Source organism: Paraburkholderia youngii (genome assembly GCF_013366925.1).
In the GTDB taxonomy this organism is placed as follows: Bacteria; Pseudomonadota; Gammaproteobacteria; order Burkholderiales; family Burkholderiaceae; genus Paraburkholderia; species Paraburkholderia youngii.
Genome location: NZ_JAALDK010000002.1, coordinates 1499886 through 1519355, shown reverse-complemented (window position 1 = coordinate 1519355; position 19470 = coordinate 1499886). Strand labels below are relative to the sequence as shown.

General features: G+C 64.7%; 13 protein-coding genes. 3 read left to right on the top strand and 10 right to left on the bottom strand.

Features of this window, described 5'->3' with window-relative positions:
- Positions 1-164: 164 nt before the first annotated feature.
- Positions 165-521, top strand: coding sequence for a CPBP family intramembrane glutamic endopeptidase (locus tag G5S42_RS38280; protein ID WP_176111882.1), 357 nt, complete (start codon positions 165-167; stop codon positions 519-521).
- Between the two features lie 20 nt (positions 522-541).
- On the opposite strand, the gene G5S42_RS38275 is transcribed toward G5S42_RS38280, so the two are convergent.
- Positions 542-3835 (bottom strand): adenylate/guanylate cyclase domain-containing protein, encoded by a 3294-nt coding sequence (locus tag G5S42_RS38275; RefSeq protein WP_176111881.1) that lies wholly within the window; start codon positions 3833-3835, stop codon positions 542-544.
- A 248-nt stretch (positions 3836-4083) separates the two neighbouring features.
- Between G5S42_RS38275 and G5S42_RS38270 the strand changes: the two genes are divergently transcribed.
- Positions 4084-6312, top strand: a complete 2229-nt coding sequence (locus tag G5S42_RS38270; RefSeq protein WP_176111880.1) for a SulP family inorganic anion transporter — start codon at positions 4084-4086, stop codon at positions 6310-6312.
- 36 nt (positions 6313-6348) lie between these two features.
- Here G5S42_RS38270 and G5S42_RS38265 read toward each other — a convergent pair whose 3' ends face one another.
- On the bottom strand, positions 6349-6648 hold the full coding sequence (locus tag G5S42_RS38265; protein ID WP_176110692.1) for a hypothetical protein: 300 nt from the start codon (positions 6646-6648) through the stop codon (positions 6349-6351).
- A gap of 177 nt (positions 6649-6825) precedes the next feature.
- On the opposite strand from G5S42_RS38265, the gene G5S42_RS38260 reads away from it, so the two are divergent.
- On the top strand, positions 6826-9432 hold the full coding sequence (locus G5S42_RS38260; protein ID WP_176111879.1) for a PAS domain-containing hybrid sensor histidine kinase/response regulator: 2607 nt from the start codon (positions 6826-6828) through the stop codon (positions 9430-9432).
- Between the two features lie 43 nt (positions 9433-9475).
- Here the strand turns inward: G5S42_RS38260 and G5S42_RS38255 are convergent, their stop codons facing one another.
- From G5S42_RS38255 to G5S42_RS38220, 8 genes are all read right to left on the bottom strand, one after another.
- A complete protein-coding gene (locus tag G5S42_RS38255; protein WP_176111878.1) occupies positions 9476-10597 on the bottom strand; it encodes an asparaginase in 1122 nt (373 codons plus the stop codon).
- A 74-nt stretch (positions 10598-10671) separates the two neighbouring features.
- Complete coding sequence (gene aspA, locus G5S42_RS38250) at positions 10672-12090, bottom strand: aspartate ammonia-lyase (protein WP_176111877.1); 1419 nt, start codon at positions 12088-12090, stop codon at positions 10672-10674.
- Positions 12091-12185: 95 nt separating this feature from the next.
- Positions 12186-13652 (bottom strand): cysteate racemase, encoded by a 1467-nt coding sequence (gene cuyB, locus G5S42_RS38245; RefSeq protein WP_176111876.1) that lies wholly within the window; start codon positions 13650-13652, stop codon positions 12186-12188.
- Positions 13649-14944, bottom strand: a complete 1296-nt coding sequence (locus G5S42_RS38240) for a dicarboxylate/amino acid:cation symporter (RefSeq protein ID WP_176111875.1) — start codon at positions 14942-14944, stop codon at positions 13649-13651. The genes cuyB and G5S42_RS38240 overlap by 4 nt, the downstream gene beginning before the upstream one ends.
- 187 nt (positions 14945-15131) lie before the next feature.
- Positions 15132-16052 carry a LysR substrate-binding domain-containing protein gene (locus tag G5S42_RS38235; protein WP_176111874.1) on the bottom strand — a complete coding sequence of 307 codons (921 nt, stop codon included), beginning with the start codon at positions 16050-16052 and terminating at the stop codon, positions 15132-15134.
- A gap of 94 nt (positions 16053-16146) precedes the next feature.
- Positions 16147-17607, bottom strand: coding sequence for an NAD-dependent succinate-semialdehyde dehydrogenase (locus G5S42_RS38230; RefSeq protein ID WP_176111873.1), 1461 nt, complete (start codon positions 17605-17607; stop codon positions 16147-16149).
- A gap of 27 nt (positions 17608-17634) precedes the next feature.
- Positions 17635-18342, bottom strand: a complete 708-nt coding sequence (locus G5S42_RS38225; protein ID WP_176111872.1) for a GntR family transcriptional regulator — start codon at positions 18340-18342, stop codon at positions 17635-17637.
- 11 nt (positions 18343-18353) lie between these two features.
- Positions 18354-19451, bottom strand: coding sequence for an ABC transporter ATP-binding protein (locus G5S42_RS38220; protein ID WP_176111871.1), 1098 nt, complete (start codon positions 19449-19451; stop codon positions 18354-18356).
- Positions 19452-19470 lie beyond the last annotated feature (19 nt).

The following is a 19470-nucleotide window of genomic DNA, read 5'->3' as shown; positions in this document are numbered from 1 at the left end:
CTACCGAAGTTAAACGAGCCAACGCGCGGGCTTCTTTAACGGCGTCAATCGACTATACGCCGAGTCGCCCCGCGCGGGCGACGCTCGCCGTTCACATCCCGCATAATGACGACGGATTAGGACTTACCCGCATCAGCCGCCGGACGGCGGCCGGGAGATGAACGATGCAAAACGACAGACCGCCGCCGCGGCGGGTGACATATGAGAAAGGGATCCGGATCGGTGGCTCAGGCTGGTTCGGCCGGTTGCTGACCGTCGCCTTGAGCGCGATCCTGTTCGTGGTGGCCGCGACGCTGTCGATCGTGCTGTTCGCCGTGCTGTTCGCGGTCGGCACGGTCGTGGTCGGCTATCTGTGGTGGAAGATGCGCAAGTTGCGCCGGCAGGCGGCCGCGTATGGCGACGACGGCCGCACCGTCGACATGGAGGTCGTTCACAGGGACACACCCGACGACGACGGCCGCACCATCGACATGGAGTTGGTCCACAAGGACCCGCCCCGCGACGATTCCGCGCCGCGCTGACGATCTGCTCCGCGCCTGTTTCAAGCCGCAAGGGCCGTTTCGACCGCGCTCACGTAGTTGCGAAAGCCGGCCTGCTGTAGCGCCTCGAGCAGCCGCAGCAGTTCATGTCGTGTGGCGTCGGTAAGCGGCGCCTGAAGCGCGAGCGCAAGCGCACGGCCACGCGCCGCGAAAAGCTCGGACCACGGCAACGGTTCGCGCTGCGTATAGGCCTCGAGTGCGTCCACGTAGTGCAGCATGCCGGCAGGATCGCCCGCCCCCAGCATCGCTTCGATGGCGTCGCGGTAAAACCACAGGTGATTGTGGCCGACCGCGCCAAGGCGCAACAGCGCCTCACCTTCAGCCAGTAGCCGCGTCCGCTCGTCTTTGTCGTCAACCGCGCGGCTCAGCGCGCTCAAGGTCTTTGGCCCGGAAAACTGACTGCCCACCTCGCGTGAGATGGCGAGTGCTTCGCGCAGCGCCATCACCGCTTCACTGCGGCATCCCTGGTCCAGTAGCAGGCGCCCCTGCATCTCAAGGTTCTGCGCCTGGAAACGGCGCGCACCCAGTTGCCGGATCACGCGCAGTTCCTGCGCCAGATGCTTGCTGGCCGCCTGCACGTCGCCCAATTCCTGGCACGCGAACACCCCCAGCGTCTCACCCAGCAATTGCGCGCGAGGCTGCCCGATCAGCTCGGCGGTGCGGGCGGCGGCGATGGCGTCCTCGCGCGCGGGACCCGCGTCGTTCAGATAGATGCGGCTGAAGCCCTGCATCGACAGGTTGGCAACCTCGATGCGGCCGAAGCCGTGCTCCCGGCTCATCGCCACGCATTCGCTGAAATGATGGAACGCGGTGCGCATGCGTCCCTGCGCATACGCCGCATCCGCCAGGCCGCCGAGCGCGCGAGCCTCCGCCTCGGGCAGATCGAGGCGGCGCGCATAGGCGAGACCGCGCTCGTGTTCGGCGCAGCAGGCGTCGATCTTGCCGAGCGGAAACAGAATGTTGCCGCGCAAATAATGGAGGCTTGCCAGCTCGGCCAGCCGGTTGTCCCGCTCCGCGATCCGTTGCGCTTGCGCCAGCAGACCGAGTGCTTCGTCGAGACCCTCGCTGACCCGCAGACCTTCCGCGAGCCCGAGCTGGCAGTCGCATCGGGCGGTGTCGTCGGTGGCGGCGGCGAGTGCGGTGCGGTACGTCGCGATCGATCCCGCAATGTCGCCCAGGTCGCGCTGAAGTTCGCCCTTGCAGCAGCTCAGTGCATGGCGGTCCGCGTCCGACCGCGCGATCTCGATGCCCCGCTCGGCCAGCCGCAGCGCGGCTTCGAAACGATGAGCGGCGCGCTCAGCCACCGCCGCGCCCAGGTAGGCGTGCGGCGCATGCGGGTCTTCGGCGCGATCGAGATGCTGGGCGTGCAACGTGGCATCGCTCTGTGCGAACCATTCGGCCGCGCGCAGATGAAGTTCACGGCGGCGCGCGCGCAACAACGTCGAGTAGGCGCTCTCCTGGATCAACGCATGCGCGAACAGGAAGTCCTCGCCTTCCGGCAGCACCAGTGCATTGACGAGCAGTCCGGCGCAGACATAGCCAGGATCGTCGATCAGTTCTCGCAGCAGCGCCAGGTCGAAGCGCTGGCCGATCACGGCGGCCGCCTGGAACGCCAGGCGGTCGCGAGGCGCGAGCCGGTCCATCCGCGCGAGCACCAGACTGCGGATCGACGCGGGCACGTTGCTGCCGCTGCCTTCTTCGGCGTTGCGCAGCAGTTGTTCGAGAAACAGCGGATTGCCGCCCGCGCGCTCGATGCAGGCGAGCGCGACACGCTGCGTCGCATCGATGAAATTGCCCGCCAGGCTCAGCGCCTCGTCCTTGCGCAGCGGTCCGAGATCGATCGTGGCGAACGGCGTGTCGCGGCAACGTGCGCGCCAGCTTGCATCGATCGGATCGCCTTCCACGCGCGAAGTCGTCACCAGCAGACCAGTACCGTTGGCAATGCCCGACGCGAACGCCGACAGGTAGCCGATGACTTCGGCATCGGCCCAATGCAGGTCTTCGACGACGATGAGCGTCGCCGCGTGCGCGCAAACGTCCTCGGTCAGCCTCGCGGCGAGCGCCTGCTTGCCGCGCTTGCGCGCGCCGTGGTCCATGGCCTCGTAGATGGTTTGCCATTCGGCGCTCTGCGGGAGGTCGAGGAAGTCGTGCAGAAATACGATCTGCTCGGCCTTGACGATGCCTTGGGTCGCGACCTGCGCGGCGGCGGCTTGCCGCGCTTCACTCGATGCACCGGCCGGCAAGCCGAGCAAGCTGCCGATGACGGTTCGCACCGGGTCCTGGCCCTTGCCGACGCCGAAATCGAGCACGAGGCTTCGATGCAGCGTGAAGCCCTGGGCCTGCGCATGGCGGCGCATCTCGTCGACGAGCCGCGTCTTGCCGATCCCGGCTTCGCCTCGCACATGAACGACGTGCCCCGCGCGCTTTGCCATGCACGCATGCAGGATGCCGTGAAACTGTTCGAGCTCGGCTTCGCGTCCGACGAAATGGCTGTGGCTCGTCCTGACCGGCTCGCTGCCGAGCGCGACGAGGCGCCATGGCCGCACCGGCGTGTCGATGCCCTTGAAGCGCCGCTCGCCGATTGCCTCGCAACTGGCGACGTCGCCGAGCGTGCGCGCTGCGTCGTCGGATAGCCAGGTTTCGCCCGCTGGCGCGGCAGCCACCAGCCGGGCGGCGAGGTTCACCGGATCGCCATGCACGGTGTAGTCCTGCGCGTCGGCGCGGCCCAGCGCGCCCGCGATGACCTCGCCGCTCGCAATGCCGATATGCGCCTGCAACGCCCGTCCGGTCTGGGTGGCCAGTCGCGCCACGCCGTCGTGAATGTCGAGTGCGGCGCGCGCGGCGCGCAGCGTGTCCGTCTCGTGCGAGCGAGGCGCGCCGAACAGCGCCATCACCGCGTCGCCGATGTGCTTGTCGATCGTGCCGCCATAGGCGAGCACGATCCCGTCGACCAGCGCCGTATAGCGTCCGATCAGCGCGCGCAGGTCTTCGGGATCGAGCGAGCGCGACAGCATCGTGTACCCGCACAGATCGGCGAACAGGATCGTGACCTGCCTGCGCTCGTCCGCGGGCACTTCGTGGTCGTCGGCCGGCTGAGGCGATAGCGGCGCCGCTGTCGGTAGCGATGCCGTCGCCGCGGCCAGAATGCGCTTACGGTGGCCGAGCGACTGTACGCCAAGCTCTTTCAGGTCCGCGTCGGTCAGCTGCCCGAGCAGCGACGTGTCGATGTCGTTTGCCGCGAACGCGTGGGCGTACTGCTCGAGCCCGAGGCCCCGCAGCCATTTGTCGATGTCCATGTTCGTCGCCCTGCCTCCGATGCGTGGTCCCGCGGGCAAAAACTCAGACGAATAACGCGCGTGACGGCCGTCGGCGTGAACGGCCCTGACGCGCAGTGCATTCGCGTGGAGCCGCCAGCTACGAGGCCGATGAATAACCAGTGTAGGTGTCCGATCAGCACGCTGCATCGCGTTTGACAGCCGTTCGAGCCGCGCAGGATACTGGCTGGCGCGCCTCGCGGCGCCCTCGCATTCGACCGGGAATCCACGTGAAGCCGGGCAAGACCGTTTCCGTCTCCGACGTCGCGCTGCGCTCGCGTTTGGCGGGCCTGCCAGGCGACGTGGCGGCGGGCGCCGTTTCGACGCTCGTCATGCTGTGCTATGCGATGAGCCTCGGCACGATGATCTTTAGCGCCGATCTTGCGCGCTACGCGATGCTGGGCGTGCCCACCGCGCTCGTGAGCTGTGTCGTCACGGCGCTGGTGATCGCCTTGACGAGTTCGATGCGCATCAACATCGGCGGCCCCGACAGCAACGCGGCGGCCTTTCTCGCGGGGGTGGCGGCGGGTGTGGCCAGCAGCGTGCGCGCGGACGGCGGCTCACCGCAGACGCAGATCCTCACGGTGCTGATCGCAATCGCGCTTTGTTCGGTGATGACGGGCATCGCGCTCTATGCGATCGGCTCGTCCAGGCGCAGCCGCTCGTTGCAGTTCCTGCCCTATCCGGTGCTCGGCGGGTTTCTCGCCGGCACGGGCTACCTGCTGCTCGCCGGGGCGTTCCGCGTGCTGACGGGCCAGCCGCTGGAGTGGCACACGCTCGCCTTGCTCGCGCACCTTCACTGGATCACATGGCTTCCGGCGCTCGTCGTCGGCGTGCTCGCCACGGTGCTGATGCGTACGTGGCAGCACATTGCCGCGTTGCCGCTCACGCTGGCCTTCGGTGTCGTGCTTTTCTACGTTCTGCTACAGGTTGCCGGAATTTCGATCGACGACGCGCGCGGCATGGGTCTGCTGCTGCCGCGCGTCAAGCTGCACCTTGCCGGGCTGCCGGAGCTGCACCTGGCCGCGAGGCTCGGACAGGGCGCCATCGACTGGTCGGCGGTCGGCGCGCATCTTCCCGAAAGCCTGGTGGTGACGTCGGTGTCGGCCGTGACCATCCTGATGAATTCGACCGCGATCGGCACAGCCACCGGGGAGGACGTCGACCTCAATCGCGAGATGCGCGCCGCCGGCCTCGCCAATCTCGCGAGCGGACTGCTGGGCGGCATGGTCGGCTACCAGTCGTTCAATCGCTCGATGCTCAATGCGCGGGTGGGCGCGACGAGCCGGGTGGCGGGCGTGTTCGCGTCGCTTGCGTGCGTGGTCGTGCTCGCGACCTCGCCCGACATCGTGGCGCTGTTTCCGGTGCCGGTGCTGGTCGGCCTTCAACTGTTCATGGGGCTGCGTCTGCTCGTGCATTGGCTCGCGGGCGCCTGGACCAGGCTCAACTGGTATGAGTATCTGCTCGTGCCCGTGATTCTCGGCACGATCGCGGCTTATGGCGTGATCGTCGGTGTAGTCGTGGGCGTCGTTGCGGCATGTGTGATGTTCACGCTGCTCTACGGCCGGGTCGGCTGCATACGCATGGAGTTCGACCTGCGCGCGCGGTCCTCGAATGTGGAGCGCAGCATCGAAGACACCCAGGCGCTGCGTGCCATCGGCTCCCAGGTATGCGGAATGTGCCTGCAAGGCTTCCTCTTTTTCGGCACGGCGAATTCGATTCTGCAGCGCCTGCGGGAACGCTTCAATGCAAACAGTCCCGTGCAAGTCCGTTTCGTCGTGCTGGACTTTGCGGCGACACATGGCATGGATGCTTCGGTATCCATCAGCTTCGTCAAGATCAGGCAACTCTGCGCGGCAAAGAACGCGGACCTCGTGTTGACCGCGCTGCCGCCGCGCTCGCGCGATCTGCTCGAGAAGACCGGCACGCTCAGTCTGAAGATCCATCAATTCGATACGCTCGATGCGGGTCTCGAGTGGATCGAAGACAAACTTCTAGCGTCGAACTCGCTCGCGTTCGCGCATGGCGGCGATCTGCGTGCGATGCTCGAGCCGCATTTCACGGCCAGTGCGTTGAACGGCTTGGTCGCGAGTCTGGAGATGCGTGATCTGCTTTCAGGCCAGGCACTGTTTCGTCATCGCGAGCCGGGCGATGCGCTGTATTTCGTCGAGCAAGGACGTGTCGCGATCTCGCTGCCGCTCGCCGATGGCCGCTCGGCGCGTCTGCGCTCGTTCGGCCCGGGCACGGTAGTGGGGGAAATGGCGGTGTACACGCAGCAGCAGCGCAGCGCGGACGTGATTGCCGAGGCACCGACGCGCGTGTACCGACTGTCGATCTCCCGGCTGCTCGAACTCGAACAGCAGGACCCGGCAACCGCGCAACAGTTGCACCGGTTTCTCGTGAAGACGATTGCGTTGCGCCTTGCCGTTGCCGACGAGGCGCTACGCGCGGCTTTGTAACTTATGTATGCAGGACTGGCGCATCGCGCGCGGTCGTCAGTTGTAGCCCAGGATCGCTGCGGTCGCTACATCCGTGCGGTCGATCGGGTTGCCAGCAAGCAGTACGGTCGGCTCTTTCAACAACAAACGGTATGACGGCACGTAGGTTTCGCTCATCCCAGCCGCATCGCGCGGCTGACCTTCCTGCGGCTTGCTGTTTTCGGGGTGATTCATCGTTGTCTCCTTCTGGATGGCCGGTGGTCCCGTCACGGATGCGTTCAAAGCAGAAATGAGGCACGCGTCCGTTGCGCCGAAACCGCCGGCTTGATATGCGTAATTGAGCAAGTTCAATGCCATCGCGGCATCCGTCTATATCTCCGACCGTCTGGCTCGCCTTTACCGCATGAACATTCGCATGGTACAAACATCGTGTTTGGCAGTTCGGGCTAGCTAATGTAAGCAGGCACACCATGTGCGCAGCGCTGGATCATCCTCGGCGCCATGTCCGCAGAGGAAACCGATGCAAGGACGCTGATGAACGATCCTGCTCACTTCCTTCCTTCATTCGTTTGGCGTGCCGATCGCGACGGCGTCGTCCGCTACGCCAACCCGTGGACATCACGGTATCTCGGCATTCCCGCCCTTGAACTGGTCGGGATGCACTGGAAGACCTTCGTTCATCCCGACGACATCGATCATGTGCTCGACGCAGTGCGGCAGATGCGGGACGGCACGCTGCTCGGCAATGTCGAAGTGCGTCTGCTGCGCGCGGACGGCGAGTATCGCTGGCACGTGTTGCATCTTCAAGCCGAGCGCGACGCGAATGGCCGCATCGGCGAGACGGTGGGCGTCGCGACAGATATCCACGAAGCCCGTCACGCGTGGGCCATGTACGAAGCGAGCGAGCGACGCCTGAAGGCTGCCTTCCACGGCGCTCGCATGGGTGCGTGGGAATGGGACATGAAGCGCCGCGTCGTGCGAATGACCTCGCAACTCGCGGATCTGTACGGGTTTCCACCCGGCACCGATGCGCTTGCGCTATCCGATCTGGAGAACCGTGTCGAACCCGAGTATCGGGCGCTATTCCAGCGGAAGGTCGATGACGCTCTGCAATACGGCGGTCCCTTCGAATTCGACTTCGTGCTGAACGGTGGATCGCCTTCCCCACGCTGGCTGCGCATGCGCGGCCACGCGGAATACGAGAACGGTACGCTCGCGCATGTGTACGGCGTGACCTTCGATATCAGCAAGGAGCGGGCAGCCGAAGAGCAACTCAGTCTCAGCGAGCGGCGTTATCGGGTGCTCGTGGAATCGACGGGCGCACTCGTATGGTCGGCCGAGCCGAACGGCGACATCCGGCCCGCAGGCGAGGACTGGAGCCGCTTCACGGGCGACGGCGCGGTCCGTCTGGCGGACTGGGGATGGCTCGACTACGTTCACCCGGACGACCGCGAGGCGGCAAGGCAGGGGTGGGTCGATGTGCTGCAGCGACGCGCGCCCGGATCGATCATGTTCCGCATGCGGCGTCACGACGGCCAGTACAGGATGATGCACGCCCAGGCGGCACCCCTGTTCGACAGCCACGGCAAACTCCAGGAGTGGTTCGGCACAACGACCGATGTGACGCCTCAATATGAAGCGCAATTGGCGATCGAAGCGCGCAACCTGCGTCTGTCCGTCGCGATGCAGGCGGCGCGGCTGAACATCGTCTGCTTCGACCTGACCTCGCGCACGCTGTCGTTCGAAGAGGGCCACGCACCGCGGATAGACCATGTGCTCAGCTACGACGAGGCGCTGCGCAATGTGCATCCCGACGACCGCGCGATGCTCGAACAGTATGTCTGCCGAGTGGCCGAAGGCCACGACCCGGTCGCGAACTTCGAATTCCGCTTGCAGAACGCGTACGGCGAACAATGGATGCACGGCAGCGCGCTGCTTCAGCGAGGCGCGGACGGCAAGCCGTTGCGCATCATCGCCAGCGTGATCGACATCACCCAGCGCAAGCAGCTCGAACTGATGCTGCGCGAAACCGATCGCCGCAAGGACGAGTTTCTCGCGATGCTCGCGCACGAACTGCGCAATCCGCTCGCGCCACTACGCACTGCCATCGCATTGCTCGACAAGCAGCCCGACACGGGCTCACGCCCCCACGAGCTGATCAACCTGATGCGCCGGCAGGTCGAGCACATGACGCGAATCGTCGACGATCTGCTCGAAGTGTCGCGCATCACCCAAGGCCGCATCGTGCTGCAACTCGAGCCCGTTCTGGTCGGCACGGCCGTCTATCACGCCGTCGAGGCGATCGCGGCGATGGCCGAAGCTCGTCATCAGCAGTTGCACGTCAGTGTTTGCGATCCGACCACGTGGGTTTGCGGCGACATCACGCGGATTTCGCAGATCTTCGTCAATATCCTCAACAACGCGAGCAAGTACACGCCGGAGAACGGACATATCACGGTGAACGTAGCGGCCGACGGCGAATGGGTTTCCATCGTCACGCAAGATACCGGCACGGGCATTTCGGCCGAGCTTCTGCCGAAGGTGTTCGAGCTCTTTTCGCAAGGCGAACGCACGCTCGATCGCTCGGATGGCGGCCTCGGCATCGGACTGTCGCTCGTCAAGAAGCTCGTCGAAATGCACAACGGCACGATCGCCGTGCACAGCGAAGGCCCCAATCTCGGCACCACGGTGACGGTCCGACTGCCGCGTTTGCACCACCATGAACGCCATTCGGCGGTCGCGCTGTCGGAGCCCGCGCCGGGGCACGCGCGAACCGCGTTGCGCGTGCTGGTCGTCGATGACAATCGCGACGCCGCCGATTCACTCGCGATGCTGTGCGAATCCGAAGGGCATGCTGCCCGTGTCGCGTATTCGTCAGCCGAGGCGCTGGAAGCCGCACCGTCATTCGTGCCGGACGTGGCGCTGCTCGATATCGGCTTGCCGGATATCGACGGATACGCACTGGCTAGGCAGCTTCGCCGCAAAGGCGATGCGAAGCCGTTGCTGATCGCGATCACCGGATACGGTCAGACGGACGACAGGCTGCGCGCACAATCGGCGGGCTTCGACTATCACTTCGTCAAACCCGTCAATATCGACAGCCTGCTGAAGCTGCTTTCCTCGCTGATCGAGGGGCGATAGAGCGGCTATCCGTCGCTTGCGATGCCGCGCCGCCCCCAATCCATCACCACGTTCCGCTGAATGCCTGCTGCACCTTGACCGGATCGGTCACGCCGTTGGCCACCAGCAACTGCGTCAGCAAGCGCGCCTTCTGCGGATTCAGATCGAGCGATGCGACGAAGCCGCGCTTGTCGTCGTCCACCTCGACGTTCCGGTTCACGAATCCCGACACGAGGCGCGTCGAACGAACTACCACGATGCCTTTTGCCGCCGCGCGGTCGAGCGCCGCGAGGGCTTCCTTCGACATGTCACCGTCGCCTTCGCCGGCGACGACGATGCCCTTCGCGCCATCGGCGATCGCATGCTCGATCTGGCGGCCATCCATGTTGCTATGCGCATACACGATATCGACGCGCGGCAATTGCCCGTTCGCGGGCAGGCTCAGCGCGGTGCGCGTCGCTTGCACCGCCGGCATCACGAAGCGCACGCTGGCCGGATCGACATAACCGATCGCGCCCGCGTTCGGCGACGCGAACGCCTGTACCGCCGTGGTATTGGTCTTGGTGATCCAGCGCGGCGCGTGAATCTGATCGTTCATCACGACCATCACACCCCGGCCACGCGACTGCGGGCTCGCCGCCACTTCGACGGCTTCGTACAGATTGTTGGGGCCGTCGGCGCTGGTGGAGCCGCCCGGGCGCATTGAGCCGACCAGTACCACCGGCTTGTCGGAGTGCAGCACGTTGTTCAGGAAGAACGCGGTTTCCTCGATCGTATCGGTGCCGTGCGTAATCACGACGGCGTCGGCCTCGTTGCGCTCGAAAGCCTCGTCGATTCGCCGCGCAAGCTGCAACCAGATCTTGTCGTTCATGTCCTGCGAGCCGACGTTCGAGATCTGCTCCGCGTTGATGCTCGCGAGCTTCTCGATGCCCGGCACGCCGCGCACCAGTTCCTGCCCCTTCACGTTGCCCGAGTTGTAGCCGATTGCCGAGCGCGGATCGGCGGTGCCCGAGATCGTGCCGCCGGTGGCCAGCAGCAGAACGCGCGGCATTGCGGTAACGGCGCTTGCCTGTTGCGATGACGCGTCGGCCGCCTGCGCGGCGGTACCCGCGGCAAGCGCCACAATCAGCAGTGCCGCCGAACCGCACAGCCGCATTGCTTTTCGATTGATCGTGTTGATGCTCATGTTTCGTCTCCACCATCGTTTAAAGGAGTCGCGTGCGTATACACGCGACCTGTCACTGGGAAAACCTTCGTCGCTCATTCCGCCGGGGACATTTTTCTCGGTTGCGTCAGCATGGCCGGTTGAAGGATCTGGTCGAGCTGCGCCTGGCTCAGCAGCCCTTTGTCGATCACGATCTGCGCCACGCTCTTGCCCGACGCCAGCGCTTCCTTCGCGACTTCGGTCGAGTGCGTATAGCCGATGTACGGGTTCAGCGCGGTCACGATGCCGATCGAGTTCTCGACGATCGCGCGCAGCCGTTCGCGATTCGCGGTGATGCCGTCGACGCATTTCGACGCGAGCGTGAGGCACCCCGCGCGCAGATGCGCGACGCTCTTGAACAGGCTGTGCGCGATGATCGGCTCGAATGCGTTGAGCTGCAGCTGACCCGCTTCGGCGGCGAAGCTCACCGTCACATCGTTGCCGATGACTTCGAACGCGATCTGGTTGACGACCTCGGGAATCACCGGATTCACCTTGCCCGGCATGATGCTCGAACCCGCCTGCACCGGCGGCAGGTTGATTTCGCCGAGGCCCGCGCGCGGACCGCTCGAAAGCAGGCGAAGATCGTTGCAGGTCTTCGACAGTTTGACGGCGACGCGCTTCAGTACGCCGGAAAGCTGCACGAACGAGCCGACATCCTGCGTCGCTTCGACCAGGTTCGGTGACGTGGTCAACGCAATACCGGTTATTTCGCTCAGGTGCCTGCAGGCAAGCTGTGCGTATTCCGGATGCGTGTTGATGCCGGTGCCGATCGCGGTCGCGCCGAGGTTGATCTCGCAGATCAGTTGGGCGGCCTCCTTCAGCCGCTCTTCATCTTCGCCGAGCATCACCGCGAAGGTGCTGAACTCCTGGCCGAGCGTCATCGGCACCGCGTCCTGAAGCTGTGTGCGGCCCATCTTCAGGTCGTTGCCGAATTCCACCGCCTTGCGTTCGAACGATGCGCGCAACACGCCCATCGCATCGACGAGTTGCATGATTCCCGCGTACGTGGCGATCTTCAGCGCGGTCGGATAAACGTCGTTGGTGCTCTGGCCGAGATTCACATCCTCGTTCGGATGAAGAATCGCGTATTCGCCGCGCTGTCGCCCGAGATGTTCGAGCGCGAGATTGGCGATCACCTCGTTCGCGTTCATGTTGGTCGAGGTACCCGCGCCGCCCTGAATCACATCGACGACGAAATGCTCGTGCGCGGTGCCTGAGCGCACTTGCCTGCATGCATGCACGATGGCCTGCATCTTCGCTGCGCTCAACAGGCCGAGATCGTGATTCGCAAGCGCGGCGGCTTCTTTCACGCTCGCCAGTGCATTGACGAGGTTCGGATACACGGAGATCGGAAGACCGGTGATCGGAAAGTTCTGCAGCGCGCGCAGCGTGTGTACGCCGTAGTACGCGGTCGCGGGCACGGCGAGATCGCCGAGAAGGTCGTGTTCGATACGTTCGGTCGGTGCAAGCATGAGTTCCTCTCAGGTTCTGAAAACGACACGCGAGCGGGGTCATCCGGCACACGTCGTGTGCAGGTCCGTCGCATTGAATGGTTGATGCGGTTGGGTTATCGAGGCGGCGCGGTCGCGCAGGCGACGCACTGCTTCGCGAGCACATCGGTCGGATCGACGACGTTCACGCGCGCGCCGTTCGCGCCGATCACATACGGCTCGCGCAGCAGCAGCGGCAGTTCCGTGCAGCCGAGAACGATCACTTCGACGCCCTCGGCGATGAGTCCGTCGATCGCCGCGGCGAGGTCTTGCTGGCACTGCCCCGCCGTGAATCCGGCCTTCACGCCTTCCTTGCCGTAAATCGCGTCCATCACGCGCGCCTGCAGCGCGGGTGCCGGCACGACCTGCCGCAAGCCCTGCGATTCGAGCGCCTTCTGGTAGACGCCGCTCGCGAGCGTGCCGGAGGTCGCGAGCACGCCGACCGAGCGCAGCGCGGGAAACGACTCGCGCAGATAACGCACGGTCACCGTCAGCATATTGACGATCGGCACGCCGAGATAAGGCTGGATCCGCTCGACGAAGGCATGCGCGGTATTGCACGGGATCGCGATCAGATCCGCGCCGCCCGTTTCGAGTTTCTTGCAGGTCGCGTACAGCGAGATGGTCGGATCGGGTCCATCGCCAATGAGGTTCTCCGTGCGATCCGGGATCTGCGGGTTCTGCTCGACGAGCAGCTTGATGTGGTCCTGATCGCGCTGCGCGGGCGTCGCACGCACGATCTTGTGAATGAAATCGACGGTGGCCGCCGGACCCACGCCGCCCACCACGCCGACCTTAAAGATCGTCTCGGGCGTGTGGTACTGGCCGGACACGACGTATTGCGCGTAAGCCAGGTTCGAATCGACGAGCGGCACGCGCAACGCACCCAGTTCATCCGCGACCAGCGCGATTTCGGTGAGCCCCGGCACGATGACATTGGCGCCCTGCGCGATCAAATCCTCGCAAGCCGCGCGCAGCAATTCGACCGGACGGCCACGCAGATTACCGCTCTTCACGCCATCCTCGCCATAGACGGCTTCGGTGACGAAATCAGTGCCGTCGCTGATGCGCGGGTGGATCACTTCGAATTCTGGCGCCGCAAAGCACTTCTCGAACAGACGCTTGCGCCGCGTATAGGCCGATGCGAGCACGCCCACGCGGCGCACCGCGGGAAATCTTCTGCGCACGTGGCTGCGCACCGCATCGACCATATCGACGATCTGCAGCGGCGAATTGGCTTTCAGTTCGTCGATGAACGTATGGCTCAGGAAGCACGGCAGCACGACCGTCGTCACGCCGCGCTTCTCGAAGCTGCTGATCAGATCGAAGATGTACAGCTTGCGCTGCGTCAGCGTCTCGCTGTCGGCATCGGCGCTGCGAAACGGCTGCTGCTCGAAGATCGCATCGAAGTGCTCGGCGTCGCGCGTGGCCGGCGTCGATTTGATCAGTTTGAAGAACACGTCGGCACTCGCGAGCGGGCCAAGCCCGCCCACCACCCCGAACTTGCGCGCGCTCGTGGCAGCGGTTGCATCGATGCCGCTCATTTCGTCTCGCCTTCGAACTGGCCGAACGAAGCCGTGGCGATCGCCGCGCGGCGCTGCTGGCGCGCCACGCGCTTGCCTTCCCACTTCGCGATGGCTGCCGTCGCGATGCTGTTGCCGATTACGTTGGTCGCGGTGCGCCCCATGTCGAGAATCTGGTCGATCGCGAGCACCAGCACGACGCCCGATGGCGGCAGATGGAACATCGGCGCCACCGCCGCGACGACCACCACCGAGCCGCGCGCGACGCCCGCCATCCCCTTGCTGCTCACCATCAGCACCAGCAGCATCACGATCTGCGTGCTGATCGGCATGTCGATGCCGAACGCCTGCGCGATGAAGATCGCGGCGAACGCCTGATACATCATCGAGCCGTCGAGATTGAACGCATAGCCGAGCGGCAACGTGAAGCCGACCACTTTCTTGTCGACGCCGAATTCCTCCAGCTTCTCCGTCAGGCGAGGATACGCCGCCTCGCTGCTCGCCGTGGAGAACGCCAGCATCGCGGGTTCGCGGATCACCTTGAGCAACGCCCAGATCGGCTTGCCGAGAAAAGCGTAGCCGGCGAGGATCAGCGCGGCCCACAGCAGCGCGAGCCCCGTATAGAAGCTGGCGACGAGCTTGCCGTACGTGGTCAGCACGTCGAGACCATGCACCGTGATCGCCGAGGCCAGCGCGCCGAACACACCGAGAGGCGCGAGACGCATCACGTAATCGGTCAGCTTCAGCATGGTGGGCACGAGTCCTTCGACGCCCGCGATCAGCGGCGCGACGCGCGGGTCCGACTTGATCACGCTGAGCACGATGCCGAACAGCACGGAGAAGACGAGGATCTGCAGGATATCGTTGCGCGCCATCGCATCGATGATGCTGGTGGGGAACGCGTGGGTGACGAAGTCCTTGAAGTTGAGGCTGGACGTATTGAGGCCCGTGGCCACGTCAGCGCTCGTCTGGGCCATGTGCAAGCCCGCGCCCGGTTGCAACAGATTCGCGAGCACGAGGCCGAGCGCGAGCGAGAACAGCGACGCGCACAGGAACCACGCGATCGAGCGCAGCCCGATGCGGCGCACGTCGCTGGTGCCTTCCATGCCGGCGAGACCCGACACGAGCGTGGCGAACACGAGCGGCGCGATGATCATCTTCACGAGCCGCAGGAAGATATCGGTGATGATCGAAAAGTAGCCGGCGATCTCCTTCGCGTGCGCGGCATCGGCCGCGGTGCGATGGCAGACATAACCGACGGCCACGCCGAGCAGCATGCCGGCGAGGATGTAGAGGGTAAGCCGATTCTTCATGTGTCTCCGTCCAGGGATGGCGCACGAACGATCGGCATCGACCGGCGCGCGCTCGGGAATGGCCGGCACATCGCATGTCGATGTACCGCTTTTTGTGTCTGGACGGAATTCTAGAGACGGCAGAACCGCCTTGAATGCTAGTGTTGCATACGGCTATGCAAGTTTCGCATAACGCGGGATAACCCTATCAGCGCTGCTCGGCGGGCCCCGACGAAGCCAGAAGATGCCGCCACAGCGTATCGAGAAGTTCGCTGCGATTCGTCAGGTCACGGTACACGCGCAGCTCCAGTTGCAGTTGCCATTCGGAGCGGCCGGCGGCGACGAGTTGACCGCTGTCGAGTTCGGCGGCGATCGAGCTCTTCGGCAACCATGCGACGCCCTCGCCTTCCAGCACGAGCTTCTTCACGACCTCGGCCATGTCGGACTCATAGTGAAGATGCAACGCGGGCGACGCTTTGCTCTGCTCCATCAGCAACGCGAAGCAGCGCCCGAAGTAGCTGGTCTCCGTGTAGGCGATGAACGGCATCGGATGTTCGATCACGCCGGGCAGACGGTACCCGTGCGCAAGCCGCTGATTGGGCCTGCATACCGGCATGAAAGTGTCGACGCCCACGGTCACGCATTCGTACCGGGTCGGATCGAGATGCAACGGCAGCTGCGGATGGTGATAAGCGAACATCAGCTCGCAGTTGCCGTTGACCAGCATCAGTATCGAATCGTGCACGTTCGCCGGAATCACGCGCGCGCGCACTTCGCCGACATGCTTCGACAGCGTGCGCAACCACGCGGGCAGGAAGTTGAGCGCGATCGTGTGGCCCGCCGCGATCTGCAGGCTCGTGCCGGCAATGCGCTGTTCGGTGCGAATGATCGCGCGCGTGTCGAACAGCTTGTCGAGGATGCCTTCGGCCGCATCACGAAACAGTTGGCCAGCCGGAGTCAAGGTCGGCGGAAAGCCGCTGCGATCGACGAGATCGGCGCCGACCCATTGTTCGAGCTGCTGAATCCGTCTGCTGAATCCCGACTGCGTGACGTTGCGGAACTCCGCCGCGCGGGAAAAGCTCTGATAGCGGGCGAGCGCGATGAAGTCTTCGATCCACTTGATTTCCATCAGCCATCGGTCTCCGGTCAGACGACGAATCGGCTCGCCGCCGCGCCCGCAATTCTACGCTTGGCCGTGCCGCACGCTGACTATCGGATCGAGGTCAAACCGCCATGCACAGGTACTTGATCACGAGGTAATCGTCGATTCCGTAGTGCGAGCCTTCCCTGCCGAGACCCGACTGCTTCACGCCGCCGAACGGCGCGACCTCGTTGGAGATCAGGCCGGTATTGATGCCCACCATGCCGTATTCGAGTTGTTCGGCCACGCGCCAGATGCGGCCGATATCGCGGCTATAGAAGTAGGCGGCCAGTCCGAACTCGGTGTCGTTGGCGAGTCGCACCACTTCTTCGTCGCTAGAGAAACGAAACAGCGGCGCGAGCGGGCCGAAGGTCTCGTCTTTCGCCACGGCCATCTGCGCGGTGACGTTGGTCAGCACCGTGGGCTCAAAAAAGCCGTGGCCGAGCGCGTGGCGCTTGCCGCCGGTGGCAAGCGTCGCCCCTTTGCCGAGCGCGTCGGCGATGTGCGCTTCGACCTTGCTGAGCGCCGCGTCGTTGATGAGCGGACCCAGCGTGACGCCGCCCTCCATGCCGTGCCCAACCTTCAGGGCTTCGACTGCCGCAGCCAGCTTCGACGCGAACGCGTCGTACACCCGCTCATGCACGTAGAAGCGATTCGTGCACACGCAGGTTTGCCCGTTGTTGCGGTACTTCGATGCAATCGCGCCTTCCACCGCGGCGTCGAGATCGGCATCGTCGAACACGATGAATGGTGCATTGCCGCCTAGTTCGAGCGTGACCTTCTTCACCGTGGGCGCGCTTTGCGCCATCAGCAATCTGCCTACGCCGGTCGATCCGGTGAACGACAGCTTGCGAACCACCGGGCTGCTCGTCATCGCGCCGCCAATCGCCTTCGGATCGCCGGTGACGACGTTGAGCACGCCCTTGGGCACGCCGGCCCGCTCGGCCAGAACCGCGAGCGCGAGCGCGGAGAACGGCGTGGCTTCGGCGGGCTTCACGACGATCGGGCAGCCCGCCGCAAGCGCCGGGCCCACCTTGCGGGTAATCATCGCGTTCGGAAAATTCCAAGGCGTGATGGCGGCGCACACGCCGATCGGCTCCTTGAGCACGACGAGCCGCTTGTCCGATGCCGGCGTCGCGAGCGTGTCGCCGGCCACGCGTTTGCCTTCCTCGGCGAACCACTCGATGAACGATGCGCCGTAAGCGATTTCGCCCTTCGCTTCCGCGAGCGGCTTGCCCTGTTCCGCCGTCAGGATCAGCGCGAGGTCGTCGGCGTTCTCGATCATCAGTTCGTACCAGCGGCGCATCACGACCGCGCGCTCCTTGGCCGTGCGGGCTCGCCACGCCGGCCACGCGGCGTTGGCCGCATCGATTGCCCGCGTCGTTTCTGCCTCACCCATCAACGGGACACTGCCGAGCGTTGCGCCCGTTGCCGGGTCCAGTACGTCGAAACTCGCGCCCGAGTCGGCCGGGCACCATTGCCCGTCGATATAAGCCTGATCGCGCAGAAGCGCCGCGTCCTTCAACAGGGTCTTCAATTCCACGTTGCTTTCCTTTGATACACAAAAATGCTAGCCCGCCTGACGCCACACCGCCTGTTCGTGCCCTTCGGCCAGCAGCTTGCGGGCGATTTCGGCCACCCGGTGCACATGCGCGATCGCGGCCTCGCGCGCGGCGGCGCTATCGCGAGCCGAGATAGCCGAGAGAATGCAATGCATCTCGTCGACGGCCTGGCGGCCGCGGTCGTCGGAAGCGATCGTCAGCGCTCGCAGACGGTTGATGCGCGCGGTCAACGACTGCACGATTTCCCAGGCCACATGCTTTTTTCCCGCGATGAACATGCGTTCGTAGAAGGCCGTAGTGAGCGCCCTGACGGCCTGATGATCCTGCGCTTCGAACGCTGTCTGAATCTGGCCGATGAGGCCGGCGAGATCGGCAACCGTCTGCTCGTCCGCATGCCGCGCGCAGGCCATCGCTGCCTCGCCTTCGAGCAGCGCGCGTATTTCGTAGATCTCCGCCGCCGTATCGAAGTCGAGCACGGCGACGATCGGCCCCTGGTTCGGTATCGAGTCGACGAGCCCTTCCGTTTCCAGGTGCCGCAACACCTCGCGAACCACGGTGCGGCTCACGCCGAGAATCTCGCACAGCGAGCGCTCGACGAGCCGCTCGCCGGGGTGGAAATGGGCCTCCAGGATCGCCGTGCGCATCTTCTCGAGCGCGAGTTCGCGCAAGGTGGTCGTCGGGCGTTGAACCTTCAGCGATGGCAGTGCGCCGCTCATGGCAGTCGCCGTCATGCTTGCGCGAACAGGCGCACATCGCGTGCGTCCCAGTCGACGAGCGCCTGGGTACCGATCGCGATACCGCTGTCGTGCCGATGCGCGGCCGGCATCCGGATCGAGATTTCCTGCTGCCACGGGGTCGCCACCGCGTAGTGCATCGCGTCGCCGAGATACGTGATATCGCGCACCGTCACGGGCAGGCCGCTCGTGCCGTTCCCCCCGCTTGCGGCTTGCAGCGCGCTGATGCGCATCTGCTCGGGCCGGATCATCAAGGTGCCGTCGTCGCCCGCGCTGAGCGCGGGACTGAAGGCGTCCGACGCGATCTCGTGACCGTTCGGAAACACGCCGTTCATGCGGCCGTCGTTATTCTTCGTGACCTTCACGGGCAAGAAATTCGAATTGCCGATGAAGCTCGCAACGAAGCGCGACGCCGGGTTCGCGTACAGCTCCTCACCGGTGCCCACCTGCTCGATGCGGCCTTTGTTGAACACCGCGATGCGGTCGGACAGGCGCAGCGCTTCTTCCTGGTCGTGCGTGACGTAGAGGATCGTCACGCCGGTTTCCTGATGGATGCGGCGCAATTCGAGCTGGATTTCCTCGCGCAGCTTCTTGTCGAGCGCGGACAGCGGCTCGTCCATCAGCAGCACGGGCGGATCGTAGGCCAGCGCGCGGGCGATCGCCACGCGTTGCTGCTGCCCGCCCGACAACTGCGCGGGCATCCGGTCGCGGCACTCGGACAGGTGCACGAGCTTGAGCATCTTGTCGACCTTGGTCTTGATTTCGGCTTCGGGGCGGCGGCGCACGCGCAGCGGAAACGCCACGTTCTCGCCTACCGTCAGATGCGGGAACAGCGTATAGCGCTGAAACACCATGCCGATGTTGCGCTTGTTCGGCGCGACCGCCAGCAACGGCTTGCCGTCGAGCAGCACGCGGCCGTCGGTGGGCTCCTGGAAGCCCGCGACGATATACAGCGTCGTGCTCTTGCCCGAACCGGACGGCCCGAGAAACGTCATGAATTCGCCCTTGCGCACATCGAGAGAAACCTGATCGATGGCGACGACGTCGTCGTAGGTCTTGCGCAGACGCTGGATTTGCAGGAATGCAGTCATGGCTCGTTTACCTCGCTGA

What these genes read in the sequence shown, in the direction of transcription:
- G5S42_RS38255 (WP_176111878.1), bottom strand. Translation starts at nt 10,597, where the DNA reads ATGAGCATCAACACGATCAATCGAAAAGCAATGCGGCTGTGCGGTTCG.
- cuyB (WP_176111876.1), bottom strand. Translation starts at nt 13,652, where the DNA reads ATGAGCGGCATCGATGCAACCGCTGCCACGAGCGCGCGCAAGTTCGGG.
- G5S42_RS38275 (WP_176111881.1), bottom strand. Translation starts at nt 3,835, where the DNA reads ATGGACATCGACAAATGGCTGCGGGGCCTCGGGCTCGAGCAGTACGCC.
- G5S42_RS38235 (WP_176111874.1), bottom strand. Translation starts at nt 16,052, where the DNA reads ATGGAAATCAAGTGGATCGAAGACTTCATCGCGCTCGCCCGCTATCAG.
- G5S42_RS38265 (WP_176110692.1), bottom strand. Translation starts at nt 6,648, where the DNA reads ATGGCATTGAACTTGCTCAATTACGCATATCAAGCCGGCGGTTTCGGC.
- G5S42_RS38225 (WP_176111872.1), bottom strand. Translation starts at nt 18,342, where the DNA reads ATGAGCGGCGCACTGCCATCGCTGAAGGTTCAACGCCCGACGACCACC.
- aspA (WP_176111877.1), bottom strand. Translation starts at nt 12,090, where the DNA reads ATGCTTGCACCGACCGAACGTATCGAACACGACCTTCTCGGCGATCTC.
- G5S42_RS38280 (WP_176111882.1), top strand. Translation starts at nt 165, where the DNA reads ATGCAAAACGACAGACCGCCGCCGCGGCGGGTGACATATGAGAAAGGG.
- G5S42_RS38220 (WP_176111871.1), bottom strand. Translation starts at nt 19,451, where the DNA reads ATGACTGCATTCCTGCAAATCCAGCGTCTGCGCAAGACCTACGACGAC.
- G5S42_RS38260 (WP_176111879.1), top strand. Translation starts at nt 6,826, where the DNA reads ATGAACGATCCTGCTCACTTCCTTCCTTCATTCGTTTGGCGTGCCGAT.
- G5S42_RS38240 (WP_176111875.1), bottom strand. Translation starts at nt 14,944, where the DNA reads ATGAAGAATCGGCTTACCCTCTACATCCTCGCCGGCATGCTGCTCGGC.